At 68.9% G+C, this 21,441-nt stretch carries 13 protein-coding genes; all 13 read right to left on the bottom strand.

Going from position 1 to position 21,441, the window contains the following annotated elements:
* Positions 1–343: 343 nt before the first annotated feature.
* Positions 344–2,545 (bottom strand): type II secretion system secretin GspD, encoded by a 2,202-nt coding sequence (gene gspD / locus AB1281_RS23190; protein WP_430347159.1) that lies wholly within the window; start codon positions 2,543–2,545, stop codon positions 344–346.
* Between the two features lie 9 nt (positions 2,546–2,554).
* Positions 2,555–3,343, bottom strand: coding sequence for a hypothetical protein (locus AB1281_RS23185; protein ID WP_430347158.1), 789 nt, complete (start codon positions 3,341–3,343; stop codon positions 2,555–2,557).
* On the bottom strand, positions 3,333–4,052 hold the full coding sequence (gene gspM, locus AB1281_RS23180; protein WP_430347157.1) for a type II secretion system protein GspM: 720 nt from the start codon (positions 4,050–4,052) through the stop codon (positions 3,333–3,335). The genes AB1281_RS23185 and gspM overlap by 11 nt, the downstream gene beginning before the upstream one ends.
* Positions 4,027–5,172: a PilN domain-containing protein gene (locus AB1281_RS23175; protein WP_430347156.1), complete on the bottom strand. Its 1,146-nt coding sequence runs from the start codon at positions 5,170–5,172 to the stop codon at positions 4,027–4,029. Before AB1281_RS23175 ends, gspM begins: the two co-directional genes overlap by 26 nt.
* Positions 5,169–6,032, bottom strand: a complete 864-nt coding sequence (locus tag AB1281_RS23170; RefSeq protein WP_430347155.1) for a general secretion pathway protein GspK — start codon at positions 6,030–6,032, stop codon at positions 5,169–5,171. The genes AB1281_RS23175 and AB1281_RS23170 overlap by 4 nt, the downstream gene beginning before the upstream one ends.
* On the bottom strand, positions 6,029–6,661 hold the full coding sequence (locus AB1281_RS23165) for a type II secretion system protein J (RefSeq protein ID WP_430347154.1): 633 nt from the start codon (positions 6,659–6,661) through the stop codon (positions 6,029–6,031). Before AB1281_RS23165 ends, AB1281_RS23170 begins: the two co-directional genes overlap by 4 nt.
* Complete coding sequence (xpsI, locus tag AB1281_RS23160; protein WP_430347153.1) at positions 6,658–7,077, bottom strand: type II secretion system protein XpsI; 420 nt, start codon at positions 7,075–7,077, stop codon at positions 6,658–6,660. The genes AB1281_RS23165 and xpsI overlap by 4 nt, the downstream gene beginning before the upstream one ends.
* Positions 7,074–7,568: a type II secretion system protein XpsH gene (gene xpsH, locus AB1281_RS23155; RefSeq protein WP_119007459.1), complete on the bottom strand. Its 495-nt coding sequence runs from the start codon at positions 7,566–7,568 to the stop codon at positions 7,074–7,076. The genes xpsI and xpsH overlap by 4 nt, the downstream gene beginning before the upstream one ends.
* 6 nt (positions 7,569–7,574) lie before the next feature.
* Positions 7,575–8,018 carry a type II secretion system major pseudopilin GspG gene (gspG, locus tag AB1281_RS23150; protein WP_014035933.1) on the bottom strand — a complete coding sequence of 148 codons (444 nt, stop codon included), beginning with the start codon at positions 8,016–8,018 and terminating at the stop codon, positions 7,575–7,577.
* Positions 8,019–8,067: 49 nt separating this feature from the next.
* A complete protein-coding gene (xpsF, locus tag AB1281_RS23145) occupies positions 8,068–9,288 on the bottom strand; it encodes a type II secretion system protein XpsF (protein WP_164114728.1) in 1,221 nt (406 codons plus the stop codon).
* A 24-nt stretch (positions 9,289–9,312) separates the two neighbouring features.
* On the bottom strand, positions 9,313–11,034 hold the full coding sequence (gspE, locus tag AB1281_RS23140; RefSeq protein WP_014035931.1) for a type II secretion system ATPase GspE: 1,722 nt from the start codon (positions 11,032–11,034) through the stop codon (positions 9,313–9,315).
* 136 nt (positions 11,035–11,170) lie between these two features.
* Positions 11,171–13,024, bottom strand: coding sequence for a S8 family peptidase (locus AB1281_RS23135; RefSeq protein WP_430347152.1), 1,854 nt, complete (start codon positions 13,022–13,024; stop codon positions 11,171–11,173).
* 157 nt (positions 13,025–13,181) lie between these two features.
* Positions 13,182–21,089, bottom strand: a complete 7,908-nt coding sequence (locus AB1281_RS23130; RefSeq protein ID WP_430347151.1) for an ESPR-type extended signal peptide-containing protein — start codon at positions 21,087–21,089, stop codon at positions 13,182–13,184.
* Between the last annotated feature and the right edge of the window lie 352 nt (positions 21,090–21,441).

The raw sequence follows: 21,441 nt of genomic DNA, 5'->3' as shown, positions 1-21,441 counted from the left end.
ATCTGCCGGCAAAGGCTGGGGTCAGATCCGTTTTCCAGAGGAAAACGGATCTGACCCCATTTCCTGATTTCGAAATCTGACAGACATTCATCCACGCATGGCGTGGATCTACGTGTCGACCAAGGTCGACACCTACCCACAGCCGCGGGAATCTGTCAGAGGTGGGGCGGTGTGGGTTGGCAGGACCGTTGGCGCCATGGATGGCGCCATCGAGCCCCCATGGACGGGTTTACGGCGTGTCCTGCCAACCCACACCGCCCCGCCATCCCACGGAATGCCCGCTGTTGCTGTTGCTTCAGCCGTTGCTTCGGCGGGTGCCGGGCGCCGCCCGGCCGTAAACCCCTTACTTCTTTGCGCGCGGCTGGTTCAGCGGCTCCATCGCGCGGAAGCGCTTGCTGTACTCGTCGGTCAGGTTGCGCGATTCCTGGCTGTTGCGGACGATGGTCGGGGTCAGCAGCACGATCACTTCCGAACGACGGCTGGTGCGGGTCTTCTGACCGAACAACGCACCGACCACCGGGATCTTGCTCAGCCCCGGGATGCCGCTGCTGCCGTCGGTGGCCGAATCGGTGATCAGGCCCGCCAGCATGATGGTGTCGCCGCTCTGCACCGCCGCTTCGGTGGACAGCTTCTTGGTCGAGATGCGCGGGTTGCAGTTGCGCTCGGTCGGGTTGCAGGCTTCCGGCACGTCCGAGGCGCTGCTGACTTCCTGCACGATGTCCAGGAACACGGTGCCGTCGCGGGTCACGCGCGGGCGCACCTTGAGGATCACGCCGGTGTCGATGTACTGCACCGAGCTGTAGGTGCTGGTGCCCACACCGGTGTTCACCGTGGTGGTGTTGATCGGCACCTTGTCGCCGACGTTGAGCGTGGCTTCGGCGTTGTTGCGCACGAACACCGATGGCGTCTGCAGCAGGCGCAGGTCGGTCACCTTGTCCAGCGCGCTGACCACGGCGGCGGCGTTGTGGCCGGTGAATGCCCAGCCCACACCGTCATTGCCGGTCACGCCACCCGCGAAGGTATTCCAGGCACCCGCAGCGGCCGGCGGCAGGGTCAGGCCGCTGAGCGCGCCGGTCAGTGTGCGACCGGCCACGGCATTGTCGAAGAACCAGTTCACGCCGTACTTCAGGTCACCGGTCAGCGCCACTTCGGCCACCTGTGCCTCGATGTGCACCTGCAGCGGCATCACGTCCAGCTTCTCGATCACCTCGCGGATCGAGCGCCAGGCCTGCGGCGTCGAGCGCACCAGCAGGGTGTTGGTTTCCTCCACCGCCGACACGCCGACGCGGTCGCCCTCCACTTCCAGGCTGACACTGACGTTGCCGGGCTGGCGCTGCGGCAGGTTCAGGCTGCCATTGCTGCTGCCACTGCCACTGGTTCCGCCCAGCGTCGAACCCAGGTTGCTGTTGGCGTTGTCCATGCCACGATCGCCGTCACCGCCCAGCTGCGACGGAATGGCGCCCGGCGCCAGCGAGGCCGGGCTGGAGCCGCCTCGGTTGCCACTGCTGGCGAAGGCCTCGCTGAGGCGCTCGGCCAGGTCGCGCGCCTTGATGTAGCGCAGCTCGTAGGAGAACAGGCGGGCGCTGCCACCAGCGGTGTCGATGCGATCCAGCCACTGCTGGATCTGGTCCAGGTAGCGCACCTGCGGCGTGATCACCAACACGGCGTTGGCATTCTCCAGCGGCAGGAAACGGAACATGCCGGCGCTGGGCGTCTTGCTCTCTTCGCCGAACACCTTTTCCAGGTCGGCCGCGACCTGCTCGGCCTTGCCCGACTGGATCGGGAACACGCCCACCGACATGCCGGACAACCAGTCGACGTCGAAGATCTCGACGGTGCGCAGGTAGTTTTCCAGTTCGGCGCGGGTACCACCCAGGGTGATCACGTTGCGGCCACTGTCCACGTTGACGATGGCGTTGGGACGCGCGTACGGCTCCAGCACCTTCTTCATCTCGGTGGCGGAGATGAACTGCAGCGGGACCACGCGGACTTCGAAGCCGCGCGCGCTGGCTGCCGGTGCCGTGCTCGGCGCGACCGTGCCGGCCAGCGCCTGGTCGGCGGCGACGATGTTGTAGCGCCCACCGCTGTAGACCATGCGCGCGTTGTTCCAGCCCAGCACCATCTCCAGCAGGTTCAGTGCCTGTGCCGGCGAGACCGGCTTGGGCGTGGCCAGGGTGACCGTGCCCTGCACGCCTGGTGCGATCACGTAGTTCTGGCCGAGCATGTCACCAAGGATGGCCTTGACCACCGCATGCAGCGATTCGCCTTCGAAGTTGAAGGTCGCCTCGCCAGTACTGGCACCGTGCAGCGCCGGTGCCGGCGCACGCGCGGCCTCGCGGTTGATCATCGTGCCGGTGCCGCGACGGATCACCGCCTGCGGAGCCCCTTGGCTTTCACGGGCGGCATCGGCAGCGACGTCGGCCGCCTGGCCGGCGTCGGCGCTGGGCGACAGGTTGCCGTTGCGCTGCACGTGCGGCGCGGACACCGTACTGCAGCCGACCAGCAGCGCGAGGGCAAAGGACCAGGGAAGAAAACGCAGGTTCATGCATTCACTCTATCGGTTGGTGCCATCGCCCGGGGGCGGCGACGGTTGTTGCTGCTGTTGCTGCAGCTGGCGGCGGCGGGCCTGGATGCGTTCGCGGATGGCCTGCATCTGCGCTTCGCTGGGACCGTTGTTGTTGGCCGGTGGTGTTTTTGCAGCGGCCGCCGCAGGCGCTGGCGCATTGCCAGCGGTCGACGGCGATGGGGTTGCCGCGGCCGGTGGCGGCGCCGGCGGAGCGCCCGCCGGGGGCGGCACAACGATCGCACCTGCAGGCGGTGCACCATTTGCACCGCGCAGCACCGTCGGCGGTTCACCGCCCTGGCCGTTGAACACCGCCAGTTCGAGGACCTGGTTGCCACCAGGGCCGATCACCGTGGCCTGGCGCGGCTGCAGCGCCACCAGCTGCCAGCCATCCACGGCTTCGCCGTTGAGGCGCAGGCGCAGCGAGCGGTTCTGTTCGGTGGTGAACGTGGCCATGCCGAAATCGCCGGTCAGCAGCACACCGGTCAGGCGCAACGCGGCGCTGGCCGCCGGTTCGCTGCCACCCAGCAGATAGGGGCGCGGCCTGCGGTCTTCGGCGAACAGCGGGCGCTCACCGATGGCGCTGTAGCTGTCGGCGCTGGCCATGCGCTCGGCCGCCAGCGGCGGCAGCGTTGGCAGCGATGGCGCGGCGTCGGCATCACCGCCGGCACCCGGCAGATGGCTGCCCAGCCCGAAGCCGGTCGCCAGCCAGACGGCGGCCGCCCAACCGGCCAGCGCCAGCAGGAAGCCGGTACGCAGGCTGATCTGCTCAAGCTTCATCGGCCACCTCCTGTCCTTCGGACGGGGGCGCCGGCTGGGGCGCAGGTGCGGCCTCGGCCGGCGACGCAGGCGGTGCCGGTGCCGGTGCCGCCGATGGTGCCGGTACCATGCCATCGGCGGCGGCGCCTGGCAGCAGGTAGCCGGCCAGCTCGAAGGACACGTCCAGGCCCAGCCCCGATTCGTTCGGCGATTGCTGGAAGCGCTGCGCGATCAGGTTGAGGTTGTCGACGAACAGGCGTGGGCTGCCGGTTTCCAGGCTGTGCAGCACGGTGGCCAGCTCGGCCACGCCGCAGCGCAGGCGCACCTGCATGGCGACGCGCACGAACTCGGCGTCGCGCCGGTTGTCGGTCAGCGGCGTGCGGTTGCTGATGGTGCAGCTGCGGTTGCCCGGGCTGGCCATCGCCACTGCATCCTGCAGCCGCGCGCCCAATGCAGCGGCGGCAGCTTCGGCAGTGGCTTCGCGCAGGAAGCCCGGCCGCTGCTGCAGTGCCTCGCGGGTAGCGCGAAGGCGCTGTTCGATCTGCGGCTGCTGCTGCAGCTGCGCCTGCACGCGCGACTCGCGTTCGCGCAGGGCGGCGACATCGGCATCGATCGCACGCAGCGGCTGGGTGAACCAGGGGTGCACCAGCAGCAGATAGGCCAGGCCCAGCACTGCCAGCAGCAGTGCCAGCGCCAGCCAGCGGTCACGGCGTGCGCTTGGCATCGGCATCGGCCGCCTCCGGGGTCGGTGCGGCGGCCGGCAACGGCTGCAGTTCGGCGGTCATGGTGAAGCGGTCGCGGCCACTGGCGGCGCCATCGGCCTGCAGCACCCCGGTCAGGTTGACCTTGCGCCACTGCGGTGCGTCCTGCAGCAGCTGCACCAGCTGCGATGCCTCGCGGCTCAGGCCGATCAGCTGCAGGTTGTTGTTCTCGATCGCCAGCTTTTCCAGGTAGGTACCTTCCGGCAGGCGCCGGGTCAGTTCGTTCCAGATCTCGACGGTACCGGCGCGCTGGCTGCGCTGCTTCTCCAGGAACGCGGCGCCATCGATCAGCGCCTGCAGCTGCGCGCGTTCGCTGGCCACGCCACGCGCACTGCGCGCGCTGCGCTCGACCTGTGCACGCAGCGCATCGGCCGCGGCCTGGCGGTTGTCGAGCAGCTGCACCGCGGCCAGTACCAGCATCACGACGGCCGCCACGGCCAGCAGCAGGTTCCAGCGCCGCATCGGGTCTGGCCGCAGTTGGCGCTGCGCGGGCGGCAGCAGGTTCACCTGCAGCACGTTGCCCTGCGCATCGATGGCATCGACGCCCGCCAGCGCATCGGCCCATGGGCCCACACCGGTGCGCCATGCTTCCAGTTGCCGCAATGGCCACGCCACCAGTTCGACCTGCAGCTGGCCTTCGCCGCCCGCGCCGAGTTCACGCACGTCATAACTGACCTGGGACGATTCGAACGGGGTCTGCCGGTCGATCTCGAAACCAACCACGGCACGCAGGCGGTCGGCCGCTGCAGCGGGCAGGCGCAGGCTACGCCGCAGGACATCCGCCGCCGGCAGCAGCCACACCCGCGGCAGCGTGCGCAGGCGAGGCTCCAGCACGCGGTCCAGGTCCGCCGGTGACAGCGGCCACGGCAAGCGCGCCACCGCTTCGCGGCGTTCGCCGGCTTCACGCCAGACCTGCAGCTGGTCGCCCTCGTGCTGCAGCAGCAGGCGTGCCTGGCCCCAGCCCAATGCCCATTGCCAGCGCACCGGCACCCAGGCCAGCAGCGACTGCCGCCACCAGCGCAGGAAACGGCCAGCGCCCGGGCCGATCCGGCCCTGCACCTGCCGCAGACTGTCCTGCCACGCCGTCATCTTGCTGTCATTCCCTGCTCCCAGCGAAGCACTGTGTAGGTCCGCCCGGGAACCCCGCCCGAGCCACTGCGTACCACTGCCTGCAACACCGACCTGCGTCCACTGCTGTCGATGGCACCGGACTCGATACTATAGGTGCCGCTGCTGCTGGCAAGCGTTGTCGTGCCACCAGCGGAATCTGCATCACGCTCCTGCTGTGCGCGCTGCGCCATCACCATGTCCGCATCCAGCCCCAGCGCGGTCAGCACCGGCGCGCTGGCGAACTGCGGATCCGGCCGTGCCTGGCGGCTGTACAGGGTCAGGTGCGGCAGCATCGCCCGGTACAGCGGTCCGCGCATGCCCAGTACCCGCTGCAGCTCGCCCAGGGTCTCGAACCGCTTGTTGCGCGGGCCGTAGGGCAATCCGGCTGCGGCGTAGTCCTGCGCTTCTGCGCCACCGCCCGGCTGCAGCAGGCTGTCCTCGTCGCGCCAGTCGATGATGGCCCCGGCCAACTGCCGGGCCTGTGCATCGTCTTCGCCAAGCGCCTTGAGGAAGGCGGTCAGCAGCGCCGCATCGGCCAGGTTCAGGTTGATCTTGCCGTTCTCGTCCAGCACCTTGATCTCGATGCTGGCGTCGTCGAACTGCCAACGGTAGGTACGGCCATCGGCACGCCAGGGCGCCCGTTGCGGATCGGCTGACAGGCGCAGCAGGGCATATTCGAGGCCGGCGCGCGCGCGTTCCTGCCCGCGTGCATCGTCATCCAGCACGCGCTGCTGCAGGTGCTCGACCCGTGCGCTCAGCGCGAACGCACCGACCAGCGCCGTCATCAACGCGATCAGCCACAGCACCAGCACCAATGCCGCCCCGCCCTGCCGGCTCATCGCGCGCCTCCACCGCCACCGGCACGCGGCGCCACCACCAGCGGCGGCCATGGCGCGCCCCGGGACGGCACGATCTGGATTTCCACCAGCATCGGCAGGCGGCGGGTGTCATCCCAGCGCGGCAGCCAGTCGGTCACCTGCCCGGTGCTGGCATCGATGCCGCGATAGCGCAGCTGCACCGACTTCAGGTTCTCCACCAGTACCTCCGGCGGGCGCGGCGGATTCTCGGCGATGCGCTCGCCTTCCTGCAGCAGTACCAGATCCAGCAGCAGGCGCTGCCGGCCATCGCGTCCGTCCACCTGCAGCGCGTGCAGGTAGGGGCCGCCACGGCCGAGGTAACCGGGCAGGTCGGCAGCGAACAACATGCGTTGCTCCTCGCCCTGGAAGAAGGAAGGTTCGCGAGTGGGGTCCGGGACCTCCAGCGGGATGCGCAGTGCGCCCGCCAACTGCCTGCGCAGCAGCGACTCGACCGCGCGCATGCGTTCGCTTTCGGCGGCAATCTGCTCACCGCGCTGGCTGACCGCCATCGCCGAGCGCACGCTGGCAAAGGCCAGTGCCAGGCCGCCGGCCAGCAGCACGGTGGCCAGCATCACTTCGACCAAGGTGAAACCTGCGGCGCGGCGCCTCACCGTGCATTCTCCAGGTCGGGCGGCAACAGGCGGAGGCTGCGCCAGCGCAGCTGCTCGCGCTCGCCGTCGCCCCAGCGTACCTGCAGCTGCAGCTCCGCCAGCCATGGGGTGCCCGGTGACGTTGCCTGCACGACGGTGCCGGCGCGTGGCTCCACCCACGGCTGAACCTGCAGTTCCCAGTGATAGCGCCCTTGTTCCCAGTCTCCCTGCTGGCTGCCCACCTGCAGCGGCGCGTCGACACCGGCCTCGGCCAGCAACGACTGTGCATGCAGCACCGCGCGCGTGCGCAGCTCGGCATCACGCACCTGCTTCGCGCCACCGGACAGGCTGCCCAGCAGCAGGGTCAACGCCAGGCCCAGCAGGGCGAAGGCGATGATCACTTCCAGCAGGGTGAAGCCACGCGCGCGCCGCTTCATTGCGCCCGCCAGGGGCCGGAGCGGACCTCGCCGGTCAGCCAGCCGACGTCGACGCGCCATTCGGCACCGTCGCGCTGCAACCGGATGCGACCACCACTGGAGCCGCCATCGGGATGGAATTCGATCACCCCCTGCCCCGGCGCGGTGGCCAGCTGTGCGGCACCTTCGAACTGCACCTGCAGCTGTGCCGGGACCTCACCGTGGCGCTGGTTGGCCCCTTCCCAGCGGCGCCGTGCCGGTTCGATCACGAAGCGCTGCGGTTCGCCGCGGGCGATTGCCTGCGCGCGCACCATGCGCAGCTGGTTGGCGATGTCCTTGCCGGCGCTGCGCAGCTGCATGCCGGCGAAACCGCGCGACAGGCCGGCGGCGGTGATCAGGCCGATCGCCGCGATCAGGGCGATCACCAGCAGCATTTCCAGCAGCGACAGTCCGGCCGCGCGCCTGCCGTGCAGGCGCGGGCGTGGCAACCGGCGCGGCAGGAAATACGTCATGCGTGGTTACGGCTGGTAGCGGATGTCAGCGTCGACGCTGCTGCCGCCGGCCTTGCCATCCTTGCCCAAGCTGACCAGCTCATACGGCTGGCCTTCGCCCGGCGCGCGGTACTCCAGCGCGTGGCCCCACGGGTCATTCAGGTCGGCCGGCTTGGCGTACGGGCCGAGCCAGCCGCCGACACCGGCAGGTGCCGTCACCAGGTCGTTGAGCGTGCCCGGCAGCTTGCCGGTGTCGATCTGGTAGTTGTCGATCTTGGACGCGACGGTCTGCACCTGCGCCTTGGCGATGTTGGCCTTGCCGCGGTCGGCGCCGCCCAGCACGCGGCTGGCGACCAGGGTCAGTACCGCGCCGATCAGCACGATGACGATGATGATTTCCAGCAGGCTCATGCCCGACTGGTTGCGCGCGGCGGTGAAGGAAAGGCGGATCGGTCGGCGACGGGCAATCATGGACGGTCCTTTCAGTTGCGGAGTGTCGGGGTTGCAGGGAGTGCCATCGTCAACCGATGGCGTTGGTCAGGTCGTACAGCGGCACCAGCACGGCCACGATCACCGCGCCGACCACCGAGGCCAGCACCAGGGTGATCGCCGGCACCATCGCCGCCAGCATGCGGTCGATGCGCCGGGCACTGTCCTGTTCGAACGTATCGGCGGCTTTCAGCAGCATGGTATCGAGCGCGCCGGATTCCTCGCCGACCTGGATCATCTGCAGGGCCAGGCGCGGGAACCGCTTGCCACGCGACAGTGCCAGCGACAGGCCGGCACCGTTCTTCACTTCATCGGCGGCCGTTTCCACGTCGGCGGCGAGTGCGCGGTTGCCCAGCACGTTGCGGGCGATGCCCAGCGCACCCAGCAGCGGCACGCCATTGCGCAGCAGCGTCCCCAGCGTACGCGCCAGCCGCGCGGTTTCCAGCTCGCCGACGAGGCGGCCGATACCACGCCGCTGCAGCAGCCAGCCATCCAGCGCCAGCCGGAACGCGGGTTGCCGCGCCTTGCGCTCGAAGAACAACGCCACCAGCGCCGGCACCACCAGCAGCAGCACCCACCAGTCGCGCACGAACAGGCCCAGCTGCAGCACGGCGTTGGTGAACCACGGCAGCGCCACGTCCAGGCTCTCGTACATCTGCGCGAACTGCGGCACCACGTAGCCAAGCAGGAACAACAGCGCGCCACCGACCACCACCAGCAGGATCGCCGGGTAGACCAGTGCGTTGATGACCTTGCCCTGCAGCGCGCGGCTGCGTTCCAGGTAGTCGGCCAGGCGCTGCAGGGTTTCATGCAGGCTGCCACCGGCCTCGCCGGCACGTACCATGTTCACGTACAGGCGCGAGAACAGCCCATGCTGGCGTTCCAGCGCGGTGGACAGCGGTGCACCTCCGCGCACTACGTCGCGGATGTCGGTGATCGCGCGGCGTGATCGTTCGTCCTCGGGCAGCCCCAGCAGGATCGACAGCGCGCGATCCAGCGGCTGGCCGGCACCGAGCAGGGTCGCCAGCTGCTGCGTGAACTGCAGCAATGCGGCACCCTGCAGCGGGCGCTGCTGCAGCAGGTTGCGCCAGCTGCTGCCACCGATCGCGCCGGCGTCGGCCAGCTGCGTCTCCATCGGCAGGTGGCCCTGGTCCTGCAGGCGCGCGATCAGCTCGGCCTCGCTGGCCGCTTCCATCTGCCCATCGAAGACCTCGCCATGCGGATTGAGCGCCTTGTAGCGATAGTTCGGCATGTCAGCCCCGGCGTCCTGCGCGCATCAGCTTTCCTCGGTCACGCGCAGTACTTCCTCGATGGTGGTCTGCCCGCTCAACGCCTTGGACAGGCCATCTTCGTACATGGTGCGCATGCCGGCCTCGCGGGCGATGCGCTCGATCTCGCCCATGCCATCGCGACGCATCACCGCACGGCGCAGCGCATCGTTCATCACCAGGAATTCCATGATGGTGGTACGCCCCAGATAGCCGGTCGGCGCCAGCGCCGACGGCTTCGGGCGGTACAGGTGGATCGGCCCTTCCGGCTGCAGGCGGCGCAGCTCGAACCGCTCGATCTCTTCCGGCGAGGCTTCGTAGCGCTCGGCGTGGGTCGGCTCCAGCCGGCGTACCAGGCGCTGGGCCAGGATGCCGTTGATGGTGGAGGTGAGCAGGTAGTCTTCCACGCCCATGTCGAGCAGGCGGGTGATGCCACCGGCGGCATTGTTGGTGTGCAGGGTGGACAGCACCAGGTGGCCGGTCAGCGCCGACTGGATGGCGATGCGCGCGGTTTCCAGGTCGCGCATTTCGCCGATCATGATGATGTCCGGATCCTGGCGCACGATGCTGCGCAGGGCGTTGGCGAAGTCCAGGCCGATCTGCGGCTTGGCCTGGATCTGGTTGATGCCCTCGATCTGGTACTCGACCGGGTCCTCGACCGTGATGATCTTGACGTCGGCGGTGTTGAGCTGGCTCAGCGCGGTGTACAGCGTGGTGGTCTTGCCCGAGCCGGTCGGGCCGGTCACCAGCAGGATGCCGTGTGGCTGTTCCAGTACCTTGCGGAACTGCGGCAGGAAGGCGTCGGTGAAGCCGAGCCGGTGGAAATCGAACACCACCGTTTCGCGGTCGAGCAATCGCATCACCACGCTTTCGCCATGCGCGGTCGGCACGGTGCTTACGCGCAGGTCCAGCTCCTTGCCCTGCACGCGCAGCATGATGCGGCCGTCCTGCGGCAGGCGGCGCTCGGCGATGTTGAGCCGGGCCATGATCTTGATGCGGCTGATCACCGCGGCGGTGAGGTTGGCCGGCGGGCTTTCGCCCTCCACCAGCACGCCATCGACGCGGTAACGGACCTTCAGCCGGCTCTCGAACGGTTCGACATGGATATCCGAAGCGCGCAGCTCCACCGCACGCTGGATCACCAGGTTGACCAGGCGGATCACCGGCGCTTCCGAAGCAAGGTCGCGCAGGTGCTCGATATCGTCGACCGCACCGCCCTCGCCATCCGCGGTTTCCACGATCGCGCCCATGGCGCTGCGGCCCTGGCCGAACCAGCGCTCGACCAGGTCATCGATCTCCGCGCGCATGCCCAGCACCGGTGTCACCGGAACCCCAAGGGCCAACTGCACGGCCTGCTGTGGATAGGCGTCGTGGGCATCGGCCAGCCACAGCCGCACCCCGTGTTCATCCAACTCCAGCGGGCACACATGGAACTGCTTCAGGAAACGCAGCGACAGCGGTAGCCCCTCGGCCAGCGCCTGCGGCGGGGCCTCCGGCACCTGCTTGCCTTCCAGCAGCGGCAGGCCCAGCACCTCGGCGCTGGCCTGTGCCTGGTCGCGTTCAGACACCAGGCCCAGGCGCACCAGCAGGCCCAGCAGGCTGCCACCGGCCTCGGCGTGCAACGGCCGCGCGCGTGCCAGGTCTCCTTCCTTGAGCCGGCCGCGCGCCAGCAGCGCATCCAGGATGCGGCCTTCGGCGTCGTCGGTAACGGTTGCAGCGAGCGCGTTCACGTGACTCTCCTGTCAATCGGCCCGACTTTAGCAGTTAAGCCGTGATTTCCGCCGCCCTGCGGCCACCTTTCGTAAAAAGACGAAGCCCGTCACACAGGATGACGGGCTTCGGCCATTCAACTACGACACGAGGTGCTTACTGCGTGGCGAGAATGCTCACACCGTTGTAGGCGGCTTCGCCCACCACCTTGATGTAGTAGGTACCCGCTACCGGCTTGGTCACCCGCACCGTTTCGGACGTGCCAGGACGGGTCGACTTGGCGTCGTTGTCGCTGGCGCTCGGCTCGCGTCCCTGGGCGATGTAGACCGACACGTTGCCGGTGCCACCGTAGGTGATCACGCTGAGCTGCTTGCCGGCGACAGCTTCGAAGCTGTACAGGCGGCTGCTGGCCGCAGCGCCGTTCAGGCCACCCACTGCAGCCTTGTTGGTCAAAGGCGTCGCCACCGGCCCGCAGTTCTCGGTGCACGGTTCTTCCAGTGCCTTGGCCAGCGCGGCCTTGGCATCGAGAATGCCGGTACCGATCGGGGTAGCCGCCGGGATGGCGACCGGGAACGGACGCGCGGTTTCCTTCAGCAGGGTGCGCATCGCCGCCGGGGTCAGCGGATCCTTGCCCTTGGCGATCAGCGCGCTCTGCACCAGGGCGGCAACGGCTGCCACATGCGGCGAGGCCATCGAGGTACCGCCCATGCCCATGTAGCCCGGCGTGCCCGATTCCGGCGTGGTCGCCGCATTGGAGCCGGTCTGCCAGATGTAGCCACCCGGGTTGCCGTCGACGCTTCCGCCGCCACCCGGACCGGACAGGTCCACGCGGGTGCCGTAGTTGGAGTAGTAGGTGATGCCACCGGTGATGCGGGTGGCACCCACGGTCACCACGCCTTCGCAGCTGGCCGGCTGGTACTTGGACGCGTTGTCGGTTTCATTGCCGGCAGCCACCACCACCGTGGTACCGCGCGAGATCGCGCCGTTGATCGCGTCCTGGTAGGTGCTGGCGCAGCTGCCACCGCCACCCAGGCTCATGTTGATGATCTCGGCCGGATTGGTGTTGGCCGGAATGCCGGTCACGGTACCGCCGGAGGCCCAGGTCACCGCATCAGCGATGTCGGACAGGTAGCCGCCGCACTTGCCCAGTACGCGGACCGGCAGCACCTTGGCCTTGTAGGCGACACCGGCCATGCCGACGCCGTTGTTGGTCTGCTCGGCCACGGTGCCAGCGACGTGCGTGCCGTGCCAGGAACTGTCCTCGGCCAGCGAGCCGTCATAGCACTCGTTGTCGTTCTCGACCCAATCACCGTAGTCCTGCGCACCCGGCACGCGATCGTTGGTCGGGCGCCGCGAGGTCTCCGCATCGCTGATGAAGTCGTAACCCTCCAGCAGGTTGCCGACCAGATCCGGATGCTGCGGCAGGATACCGGTATCGATCACCGCCACCACGATGCCCTCACCCTGCGAGACATCCCATGCCGCCGGTGCGTTGATGCCGCCGACCGCATTGTGCAGATGCCACTGGTTCTGCTGATAGAAGGGATCGTTCGGCACCAGCGCCGGCTGCACGTTGCCGGCACGCAGTTCGGTGCGGCGCAGCTTCACGTCGGCTTCGGCGTACTGCACCGACGGGTCGGCCTTCAGTTCCTTCAGCACACGCTGTAGTTCGGCCGGGGCCAGGTGGCCCTGCACACGGATGAGGTCCGCACCGGTAGACAGCTTGCGGACCACCTGCGGGCCGAGCGTACTGGCGCGGGACGTGCCACCAGAGAGGCTGGCACGGGTCAGAGCGGACTGCACGGTGGACAGCTTCGCCGAGCGGTCGGTGGCGGCGGCAGCGCCGGTCCGGTACTTGATGATGATGCGCTCGGTGCCCGGCTGGGCGGTGCTGGCCTGGCGCACTGGTTCACGGGTCGGCAGTCCAGCGGCGTGGACGGCACCGACAGCCGTCATCGACAGCACGGCGGCGGCAAGCACATTGATGCGAAGGTTCTGCTTCTTGATCACGTCGAATTCCTCTTCTGGGTCATGGATCGAACCAACACTGCGGCCATCATTCCTTGACGACTCCCGGCCGGCCCAGCCGGGATTGCCGTGACCTCCCCCCAGGCCCTCACTGCAGGTACGGCGCCGGCGTGGGTGGCCGCCGGCGCAATGGAGTGGCTTACCAGCCGAAGCCGGCACCAACGCCGACCGAACTGTCGTCACTGCTGAAGGCACCGCCGAAGGTGACCGTGGCGCGATCGCTGATCGCACGCTGGTAACCCAGCGACAGCGCCGATTCGCCGCCCTGGAAACCGATGCCGACACCAACACGGTTCTGGGTGCGGATACCGGCGGCACTGGTGGCCATGTTGAGCATCGCTGCGCTCATCGCGCCCTGGCGGTCGATGCGGCGGTCCATGTGGCGCAGGCGTCCATCGATCTCACCCTTGAACACATCGAAGCTGTCGGCGACGGCCTTGACGCGGCTGTCGGTGTAGCTGTTCGCCGTCGCCATGCCACGGTCCAGCTGGCCCTTGTTGACGGCGTCGGTGGCGGTGGTGCCGGCGGCGACGTTGGTGACCTGGCGTTCGTTGCCTTCGCTGCCCACCGACACCGTGTTGGCACGATCGGCAACCGAGCCCTGGCCCAGCGCCACGGCATTCGCTGCAGTGGCATTGGCGCCCTGGCCGATGGCCGTGGACGAAGCACCGCTGGCGACGGCGCCATCGCCCATGGCCACAGCGTTGAAGCCGGTGGCCGGGGTGCCGACCGGAATGCCCGCCCCCGCCGCAGCCACCGTCGGCGTGCCCTGCACGCGTGCGGTACTGGCCGGTGCCGCATCGGCGGTTGCCGGCGCGTCGGCCACGCTGGCCAGCGGGCTTTCATCCAGCGACGCACTCATTGCGCGCAGGCTGGACGCGCCTGCGCGGGTGCCACCGGCAGTACGACGGTCAATCTCGCTGACCTTGCGGTCCAGCGCGCCCAGCGCATCGCCGACGTTGCTGTAGGTGGCACCCTGGATCACGTAGTTCGGCGCCACGAACACACCCTGCATGCCGACGCTGGCGCCACCGCCGAGGAAGCTGGCGGCATCGCTGAGCGACTGGAACAGCTGCCCGCCATTGATCGCCTGGCGGCTGCCGGCGGCGATGTTGCCCGCGCCGACGTTGTCGATGGTGGTGCCCTGGAAGCCGGACAGGGTCAGGCGGTCACGGCTGGCGTCGTCATAGCCGACGGCGCTGGCCGCAGTGGTTTCAACGGTGGCGATACGAGAATCAAAATCGCCCACGCGGGTTTCCACCGCGCCCACCCGCTGGTTGGTGACGTTGAGCTGCGAACCGGTGATGGCATCGCTGCTGCCGGCGGCGATGCGGCCATCTGCCACATTGACGATGCGGCGTGTGGCCGGACCATCAGTGGGATTGCCACTGCCTACCGACACAACATTGGCATCCAGCGCACGCGATCCAGCACCGAGTGCAACCGAGTTCACGCCGACCGCACCCGCACCGGCGCCAACGGCCAGCGCGCCGGAGGCAGACACCGTGGCATTGGCACCCAGCGCGATGCTGCGTGCGCCAGCCGCATTGGCCACCGAGCCCATCGCTACCGAATCGGTACCGATGGCGTTCGCCGTTCCCGTGCCGTTGGCACGGAAGTATCGGTTGGTGGTGTTGGCAGTGAATGCAACGGCGTCCAGCTGCCCGCGATTCACTGCGTCATTGATTTCGGTACCGTTGGCGACATTGGTGACCTGCCGGTTGTTGACGGCACTGCCGACGGACACGGTATTGGCACGATCGGCCACCGAGCCTCCACCCAGTGCGACACTGCCTGCAGCCGAAGCGGTGGCACTGACACCCACCGCGGTGGCATTCAAACCGGTGGCCTTGCTGCCGTAACCGACCGCAGTACCGAGGCGGCCGCTGGCTTCGGCATAGCTGCCCAGCGCCGAAGCCCCATCGGCCGAGGCAGTGGCGCGGAAACCACTGGCCTGCGACTGGGTACCGCTGGCGATGGCCTGCGCGCCGCTGGCAGTGCTGTAAGCGCCCTTGGCCTGGGCGCCGGCGCCGGTAGCGCTGGCCCCGAGTTCGCTGGCGCTGGCGCCGCTGCCCACGGCCACGCTGTCGACACCACCAGCCTGGGCCGCGTTGCCGAGTGCGGCCGCATTGTTGCCGGTGGCGAGCGCATCGAAGCCCACCGCTGTGGCATTGGCGGCCATGGCATTGGCACCACTGCCCAGCGCGGTGGCGCCATTGCCGATGGCGTTGGCCGCGTTGCCGGCGGCCAGTGCGTTGTCACCGTCCACCAGGGCACCGGCCTCGCCATCGGCGTTGCCGCTGGCCTGGAACTGGCGGCTGGTCTTGTCGGCGACGCTGGCAACGGCATCGAGCTGGCCCTTGTTCACCGCGTCGGTAGCGTCGGTACCGGCTGCCACATGGGTTACCTGGCGTTCGCCACCGGCCTTGCCGACGGCCACGGTGTTGTCACGGTCGGCCTTGGAGCCGGCACCGAGGGCGACGCTGTTGCTGCCATTGGCAGCAGCGTTGGCACCCAGGGCCGTGGCATTGCTGCCGGCGGCCCACGAGTTCCAGCCGATTGCCGTGGCGTAGTCTTCGGTCGCCCATGCGCCTGCACCAAAGGCTGCGGCACCGGTGCCGCTGGCACGCGACGGGATCAGGCCGAAGAAGGTGCTGCCACCGATGGCCACGCTCTCCTCGCCGCTGGCCTCGCTGGACTGACCCACCGCCACGGCACCGGTACCGGCTGCGGCGGCACCGAAGCCGACGGCGGTCGTGTTGGCACCGCTGGCCGCCGAGCCGTAGCCCAATGCGGTACCGAGGCGTCCACTGGCCTCGGCATAGCCACCGACGGCAGTGGTGCCATCGGCAGAGGCGGCACTGCGGAAGCCGCTGGCCAGTGCCTGCGTGCCGCTGGCGTTGGATTCGGTGCCGGTTGCCGTGCTGTACGCACCGCTGGCCTGTGCACGCGCACCGACCGCGCTTGCCCCCAGTTCACTGGCGCTGGCGCCAGTGCCGAGCGCAAGGCTGTCTTCACCGGTGGCCTGTGCCGTGCTGCCCAGCGCCGCCGCATTGTTGCCGGTGGCCAATGCATCGATGCCCACGGCCGTGGCGTTGGCAGCCAGCGCGTTGGCACCGCTGCCAAGTGCGGTGGCACCGTTGCCGATGGCGTTGGCCGCATCACCGGCCGCCAGCGCGTTGTCACCCTCGACCAGTGCCCCCGTTTCGCCATCGGCATTGCCGCTGGCCTGGAACTGCCTGCTGGTCTTCTGCGCCGCGGCGGCCACCGCGTCGAGCTGGTTCTTGTTGACCGCGTCGTTGCCCTGCGTGCCATCGGCCACGTTGGTGATCTGGCGGGTGTTGCCACCGCCGCCTACCGATACGGTGTTGTCGCGGTCGGCGATCGAATCCGCACCCAGCGCCACGCTGTTGGCACCGCGCGATTCCGCAGCGTTGCCCAGCGCGGTGCTGTTGATGCCGCCGGACCAGGCGCCGCCACCGACGGCGGTGGAGTAGTTGCCCGACGCCTCGGTGGCCAGCACGCCGAACAACGAACCACCGACGGCGACGCTGTTGGTGCCGGTGGCCAGGCTGCCCTGGCCGGTGGCCGTGCTGTAGGCGCCCGACGCTTCCGAGTCGCCGCCCAGCGCCACGCTGTTGGAGCCGGAGGCATTGGCGAAGTTGCCGAAGGCGGTGGCGTTGAAGGCCGACGCCTGTGCATAGCCACCGATGGCAGTGCTGTAGCCGCCGGTCGCTTCGGCACCGATGCCGAACGCTGCCGACGCGGTACCACTGGCCACGCTCTCGCTGCCGACTGCGGTGGCGCCGCTGCCACTGGCGTTGCTGAAGTAACCCACCGCCACGGCCTCCTCGCCCGAGGCTTCGGACAGCACGCCGGTTGCGGTGCTGCCTGCGCCGCTGGCGATGCTGGCCGCACCGAACGCCGCACTCTGCTCGCCGCTGGCCTCGCTTTCCGCACCTTGCGCGGTGGCGTACTCGCCAGTGGCCTGTGCGTTGGCACCAATGGCGCTGGCGTTGGCCGCGGTCGCCAAGGCGTTGAAGCCCAGCGCCTGCGCATTGTTGGCCAAGGCGTTGGCGCCGCTGCCGAGTGCGGTGGCACCGTTGCCGATGGCGTTGGCCGCATCACCGGCGGCCAGCGCGTTGTCACCGTCCACCAGTGCACCAGCCACGTCACCACCATTGCCGCTGGCCTGGAAGAAGCGGCTGGTGGTGGCTGCTGCGCCTGCCACGGCATCCAGCTGCGCCTTGTTCACCGCATCGGTGGCCTGGGTACCCGCAGCGACGTTGGTCACCTGGCGTTCGTTGCCGGCGCTGCCCACCGACACCGTGCGTGCACGGTTGGCGACCGAGCCGGCGCCCAGCGCGACCGTGTTGCTGGCGCTGGCGTTGCTGCCGGCACCGAGTGCGATCGCGCTTTCACCGCCGGCCACCGTGTTGGTGCCGATGGCGATGCTGTTGAGGCTGTTACCCAGCGCCTGGAAGCCGAGCGCCACGCTGTTGTCGCCATAACCGAATGCGCCGCGACCGACGGCGGTGGAGCTGGCGCCGTTGGCCCAGCTGTTGTAACCGATGGACGTCGCACCACTGCCACTGGCCCAGGCCGCGTTGCCGAATGCCGAGGCGTTGGTGGCCGTCGCCCATGCGCCGGAACCGAAGGCACTCGCGCCGCTGGCGGTGGCCCAGCTGTAGCCGCCGACGGCGGTGCTGTCGTCACTGCTGGCGAAAGCGCTGTCGCCGACCGCGACCGCGTAGCTGCCGGTCGCACGCGATTTGCCACCGGCCGCGAAGCTGTTGTCTCCGCTGGCCCTGGCGGCATTGCCGAACGCACTGCTGGCAGCGCCGGTCGCCTGCGCACCGCTGCCGACCGCCGTGGCGTCGGCAACGGCGGTGGTACCCACCTGCTGCGCCGTGCCGTCGGCACCGATGATCGGCTGGTTGTATTCGTCGTAGGCCTGGCCGAGGCCACCGATGGCAACACCGCCATTGCCGGTGGCGTTGCTGTTGCGACCCACCGCCACGGCGTCGTCACCGATGGCCGAGGCCGCTGCGCCATGCGCGACCGCGCCGGCGCCGATCGCATTGCTCGACGAACCCGCCGCAACCGCACCTTCGCCGTCGGCCAATGCACCGGCATCGCTGCCTGCTTCCGGCTGGGCCTGGAAGAAGCGCGCGGTGCTGTCGGCGGTGCTGGCCACGGCGTCGAGCTGGGCCTTGTTCACTGCATCCGTCGCCTGCGTTCCTGCGGCAACACTGACGATCTGCCGTTCGTTGCCATTGGTGCCTACGGCCACCGTGTTGGCGCGGTTGGACCCGGAGTAGGCACCCAGCGCAACGCTGTTCTCGGCGCCAGCGGTGGCGTAGTAACCGATGGCCGTACTGTCCTTGCCGATGGCCCAGGTCTGCGCACCCAGCGCACTGGCGTTGTCGCCGGCGGCGTAGGAGAAGTAGCCCAGCGCGGTGGATTCCACGCCCACCGCTTCGGTGAAGCTGCCATTGGCCAACGAGCGGTCACCACTGGCGACGGCGCCGCCGCCTACCGCGGTGGAGGACACACCGCTGGCCCGAGTCTGCACATACAGGCCCATGCCCGGCACGATGTCGGCCGGGCCACCGATGGCGACGCTGCCGGCGCCGGTGGCGCTGCTCTGCGTTCCCAGGGCGGTGGCGTTGCTGCCACTGGCGGTGGCCGCCGCGCCGAAGGCCGCGCTGCCCTGCCCCGAAGCCAGCGCATTGCTGCCGACGGCAGTGGCGCTCTGCGCGATGGCAACGGCGCCCGCTCCCAGTGCACTGCTGCCATTGCCGATCGCGTTGGCTGCCTCGCCGGCGGCCAGCGCATCTTCGCCTTCAGCCAGCGCACCGGCATCGCTGTTGCTGCTGCCGGTGGCCTGGAAGTGCTTGGCGGTGGCATCGGCCACGGCAGAGACGCCCTTCAACTGGGCCAGATTGACCGCATCGGTGGCTTCGCTGCCAGCGGCAACACTGGTGACCTGCCGTTCGTTGCCGGCACTGCCGACCGCCACGCTGTTGGCACGGACGGCTTCGGAATTCGCACCCAGTGCAACGCTGTTGGCACCGCGTGCAGTGGCGTAGTACCCGACGGCGGTGCTCTGCGCGCCGCTGGCCCAGGTCTGCGCGCCGAGCGCGCTTGCGTTCTCACCCGGGGCGTAAGCGAAGTAGCCGACGGCGGTGGATTCCGCACCGGAGGCTTCGGTCAGGCTGCCGTTGGCCACGGCGCGATCACCGCTGGCGATCGCGCCGGCGCCGACCGCGGTGGATGCTTCGCCGCTGGCCTGGGTCTGCACGAAGAAGCCCAGGCCCGGAATCAGATCGGCCGGGCCACCGATGGCCACGCTGCTGGTGCCGGTAGCGTTGCTCTGCGTACCCAGTGCGGTGGAGTAGTCACCGATGGCATTGGCGACCGCACCGAACGCGGACGACTGCGCACCGGCGGCATACGCACCGACGCCGTAGGCCGACGCGGCGAAACCACCGGCCTCGGCACTCGCGCCCACGGCAGTCCCGCCGACACCGGCACTGGTGGCGCCGGTTTCCACCGGCACGCCGCCACTGGTGATCAGCGGATTGCCATCGGCATCGACAGCGGCACCACCCACGGCGACACTGCCCGGGCCATTGGCCTGTGCGTTGTTGCCGAATGCTGCGCTGTTCTGGCCCGACGCCAGCGCGTTGTTGCCAACGGCGGTAGCGTTCTGTGCAACGGCGTTGGCGCCGGCGCCCACGGCGGTCGCGCCGTTGCCGATGGCATTGGCGGCCTCGCCGGCCGCCAGCGCCTCGTCGCCCTCGGCCAGTGCACCCGCATCACTGTTGCTGCTGCCGTTGGCCTGGAAACGCTTGGCGGTGGCATCGGCCACGGCGGCGACGCCCTTCAACTGGCCGACGTTGACCGCGTCGGTATCTTCAGTACCCGCAGCGACGCTGGTGATCTGCCGGGTCAGGCCGTATTCGGCGGCGCCGACAGAGACGGTATCGACGCGGTCGGCCAGCGAGCCGGCGCCCAGCGCCACGCTGCCGGTAGCAACCGCAGCAGAGTTCGAACCCAGCGCCGTGCTGTATTCACCGACGGCGGTGCTGAACGCACCCACTGCGATCGATGCTTCGTTGGCGGCGGTAGCGCCGCGGCCCAGCGCGGTGCTGCCCGGTCCCATCGCCACGGCACCGCCGCCGACAGCCGTCGCGCCATCAGCGGTCGCTTCGGACAACGCACCAAGTGCGGTGGCCGCGCCGTTCTCGCTGGCTGCGGTAGCGCTTGCGCCGACTGCGGTGTCGCCGAGACCGAATGCCGCCGCGCTCTGCCCGACCACCACGCTGGCATCGCCGAGCGCCAAGGCGCCCTGGCCGAAGGCACTGGCACCGAGACCGGCGGCAATGGCCTGCGTGCCAATGGCGGTGGTGGCGTTGGCCAGCGACTGTGCACCGGCGCCGGCCGCAACTGCGCCCTGCCCCTCGATCTTCGCCGCGTCGCTGTCATCGCCTGCGCCGTCGGCCTTGAAATAGCGGTTTCCATCGGCGGCGACATCCGCCAGCGCGGCCTGCGTGGCGCGCGCCTGCGCGTCCAGCTGCGCCTTGTTCACCGCATCGGTGCCCTGGGTACCAGCGGCCACGTTGGTGATCTGCCGTTCCTTGCCGGCATCGCCGACGGACACGGTGTTGGCCCGCGTGGCCTTGGAGCCGGCACCCAGTGCCACGCTGTTGGCGGCAGTGGCGCTGCTGTTGCTGCCGATCGCCACCGCATTGCTGCCCTTGGCACTGGCCGAGCCTTCGATCAGGCACTTTTCCAGCAGCTTGCCGCTGAATGCGACGCAGGTGGCGCTGCCGCCGATCTGCACCGACTGTGCCGTCGCGCTGCCGCTCATGCCCAATCCCAATACCAGGCCCAGTGCCACCGCCAACAGCGCGGGCGTGGCCTGTGTCGTATCGCGGCGCTGGTCGACAACACCACCGCTGCTGTCGGAGGAGGCCAGTTCCGAGGCCACCACCAACTGACCCAATGCTTTGTTCCAGACCTTGCGATAAATCCGATTCATCGGTACGGCTCCTGATTGGACTGGTTTTGGGCAAAGCAACGCCACCGCCGGGCCTTCTGGCCCAACGTCCCCTGGGGGCGTTTATTCGCGTGATTTACTGCGGGGTATTGCCGAACGGCGCGCAGCGACAGAAAACCGAGCGCGTGCGCCGAGCGGTTACTGCGGAATGAATGGTTCTGAAACGGGGTTCAAGTGTTAACGGCAACTTTGCAGATCGTCAAGACTTTGACACGACAAATGCTATTGCCGTGAAGCAGTTCACCATTTCACGTGTTTATAAAAGTATTTTGTTAGGTATGCGTGACGAACTGCTGGCGCATGAAAACCGATGTAACTAGCGGGCGCGACAGGG

Source organism: Stenotrophomonas sp. NRRL B-14846 (genome assembly GCF_050473585.1).
Classification (GTDB): Bacteria; Pseudomonadota; Gammaproteobacteria; order Xanthomonadales; family Xanthomonadaceae; genus Stenotrophomonas.
Note: the sequence above shows the minus strand (reverse complement) of the source record. Positions and strands in the feature narration are given on the sequence as shown.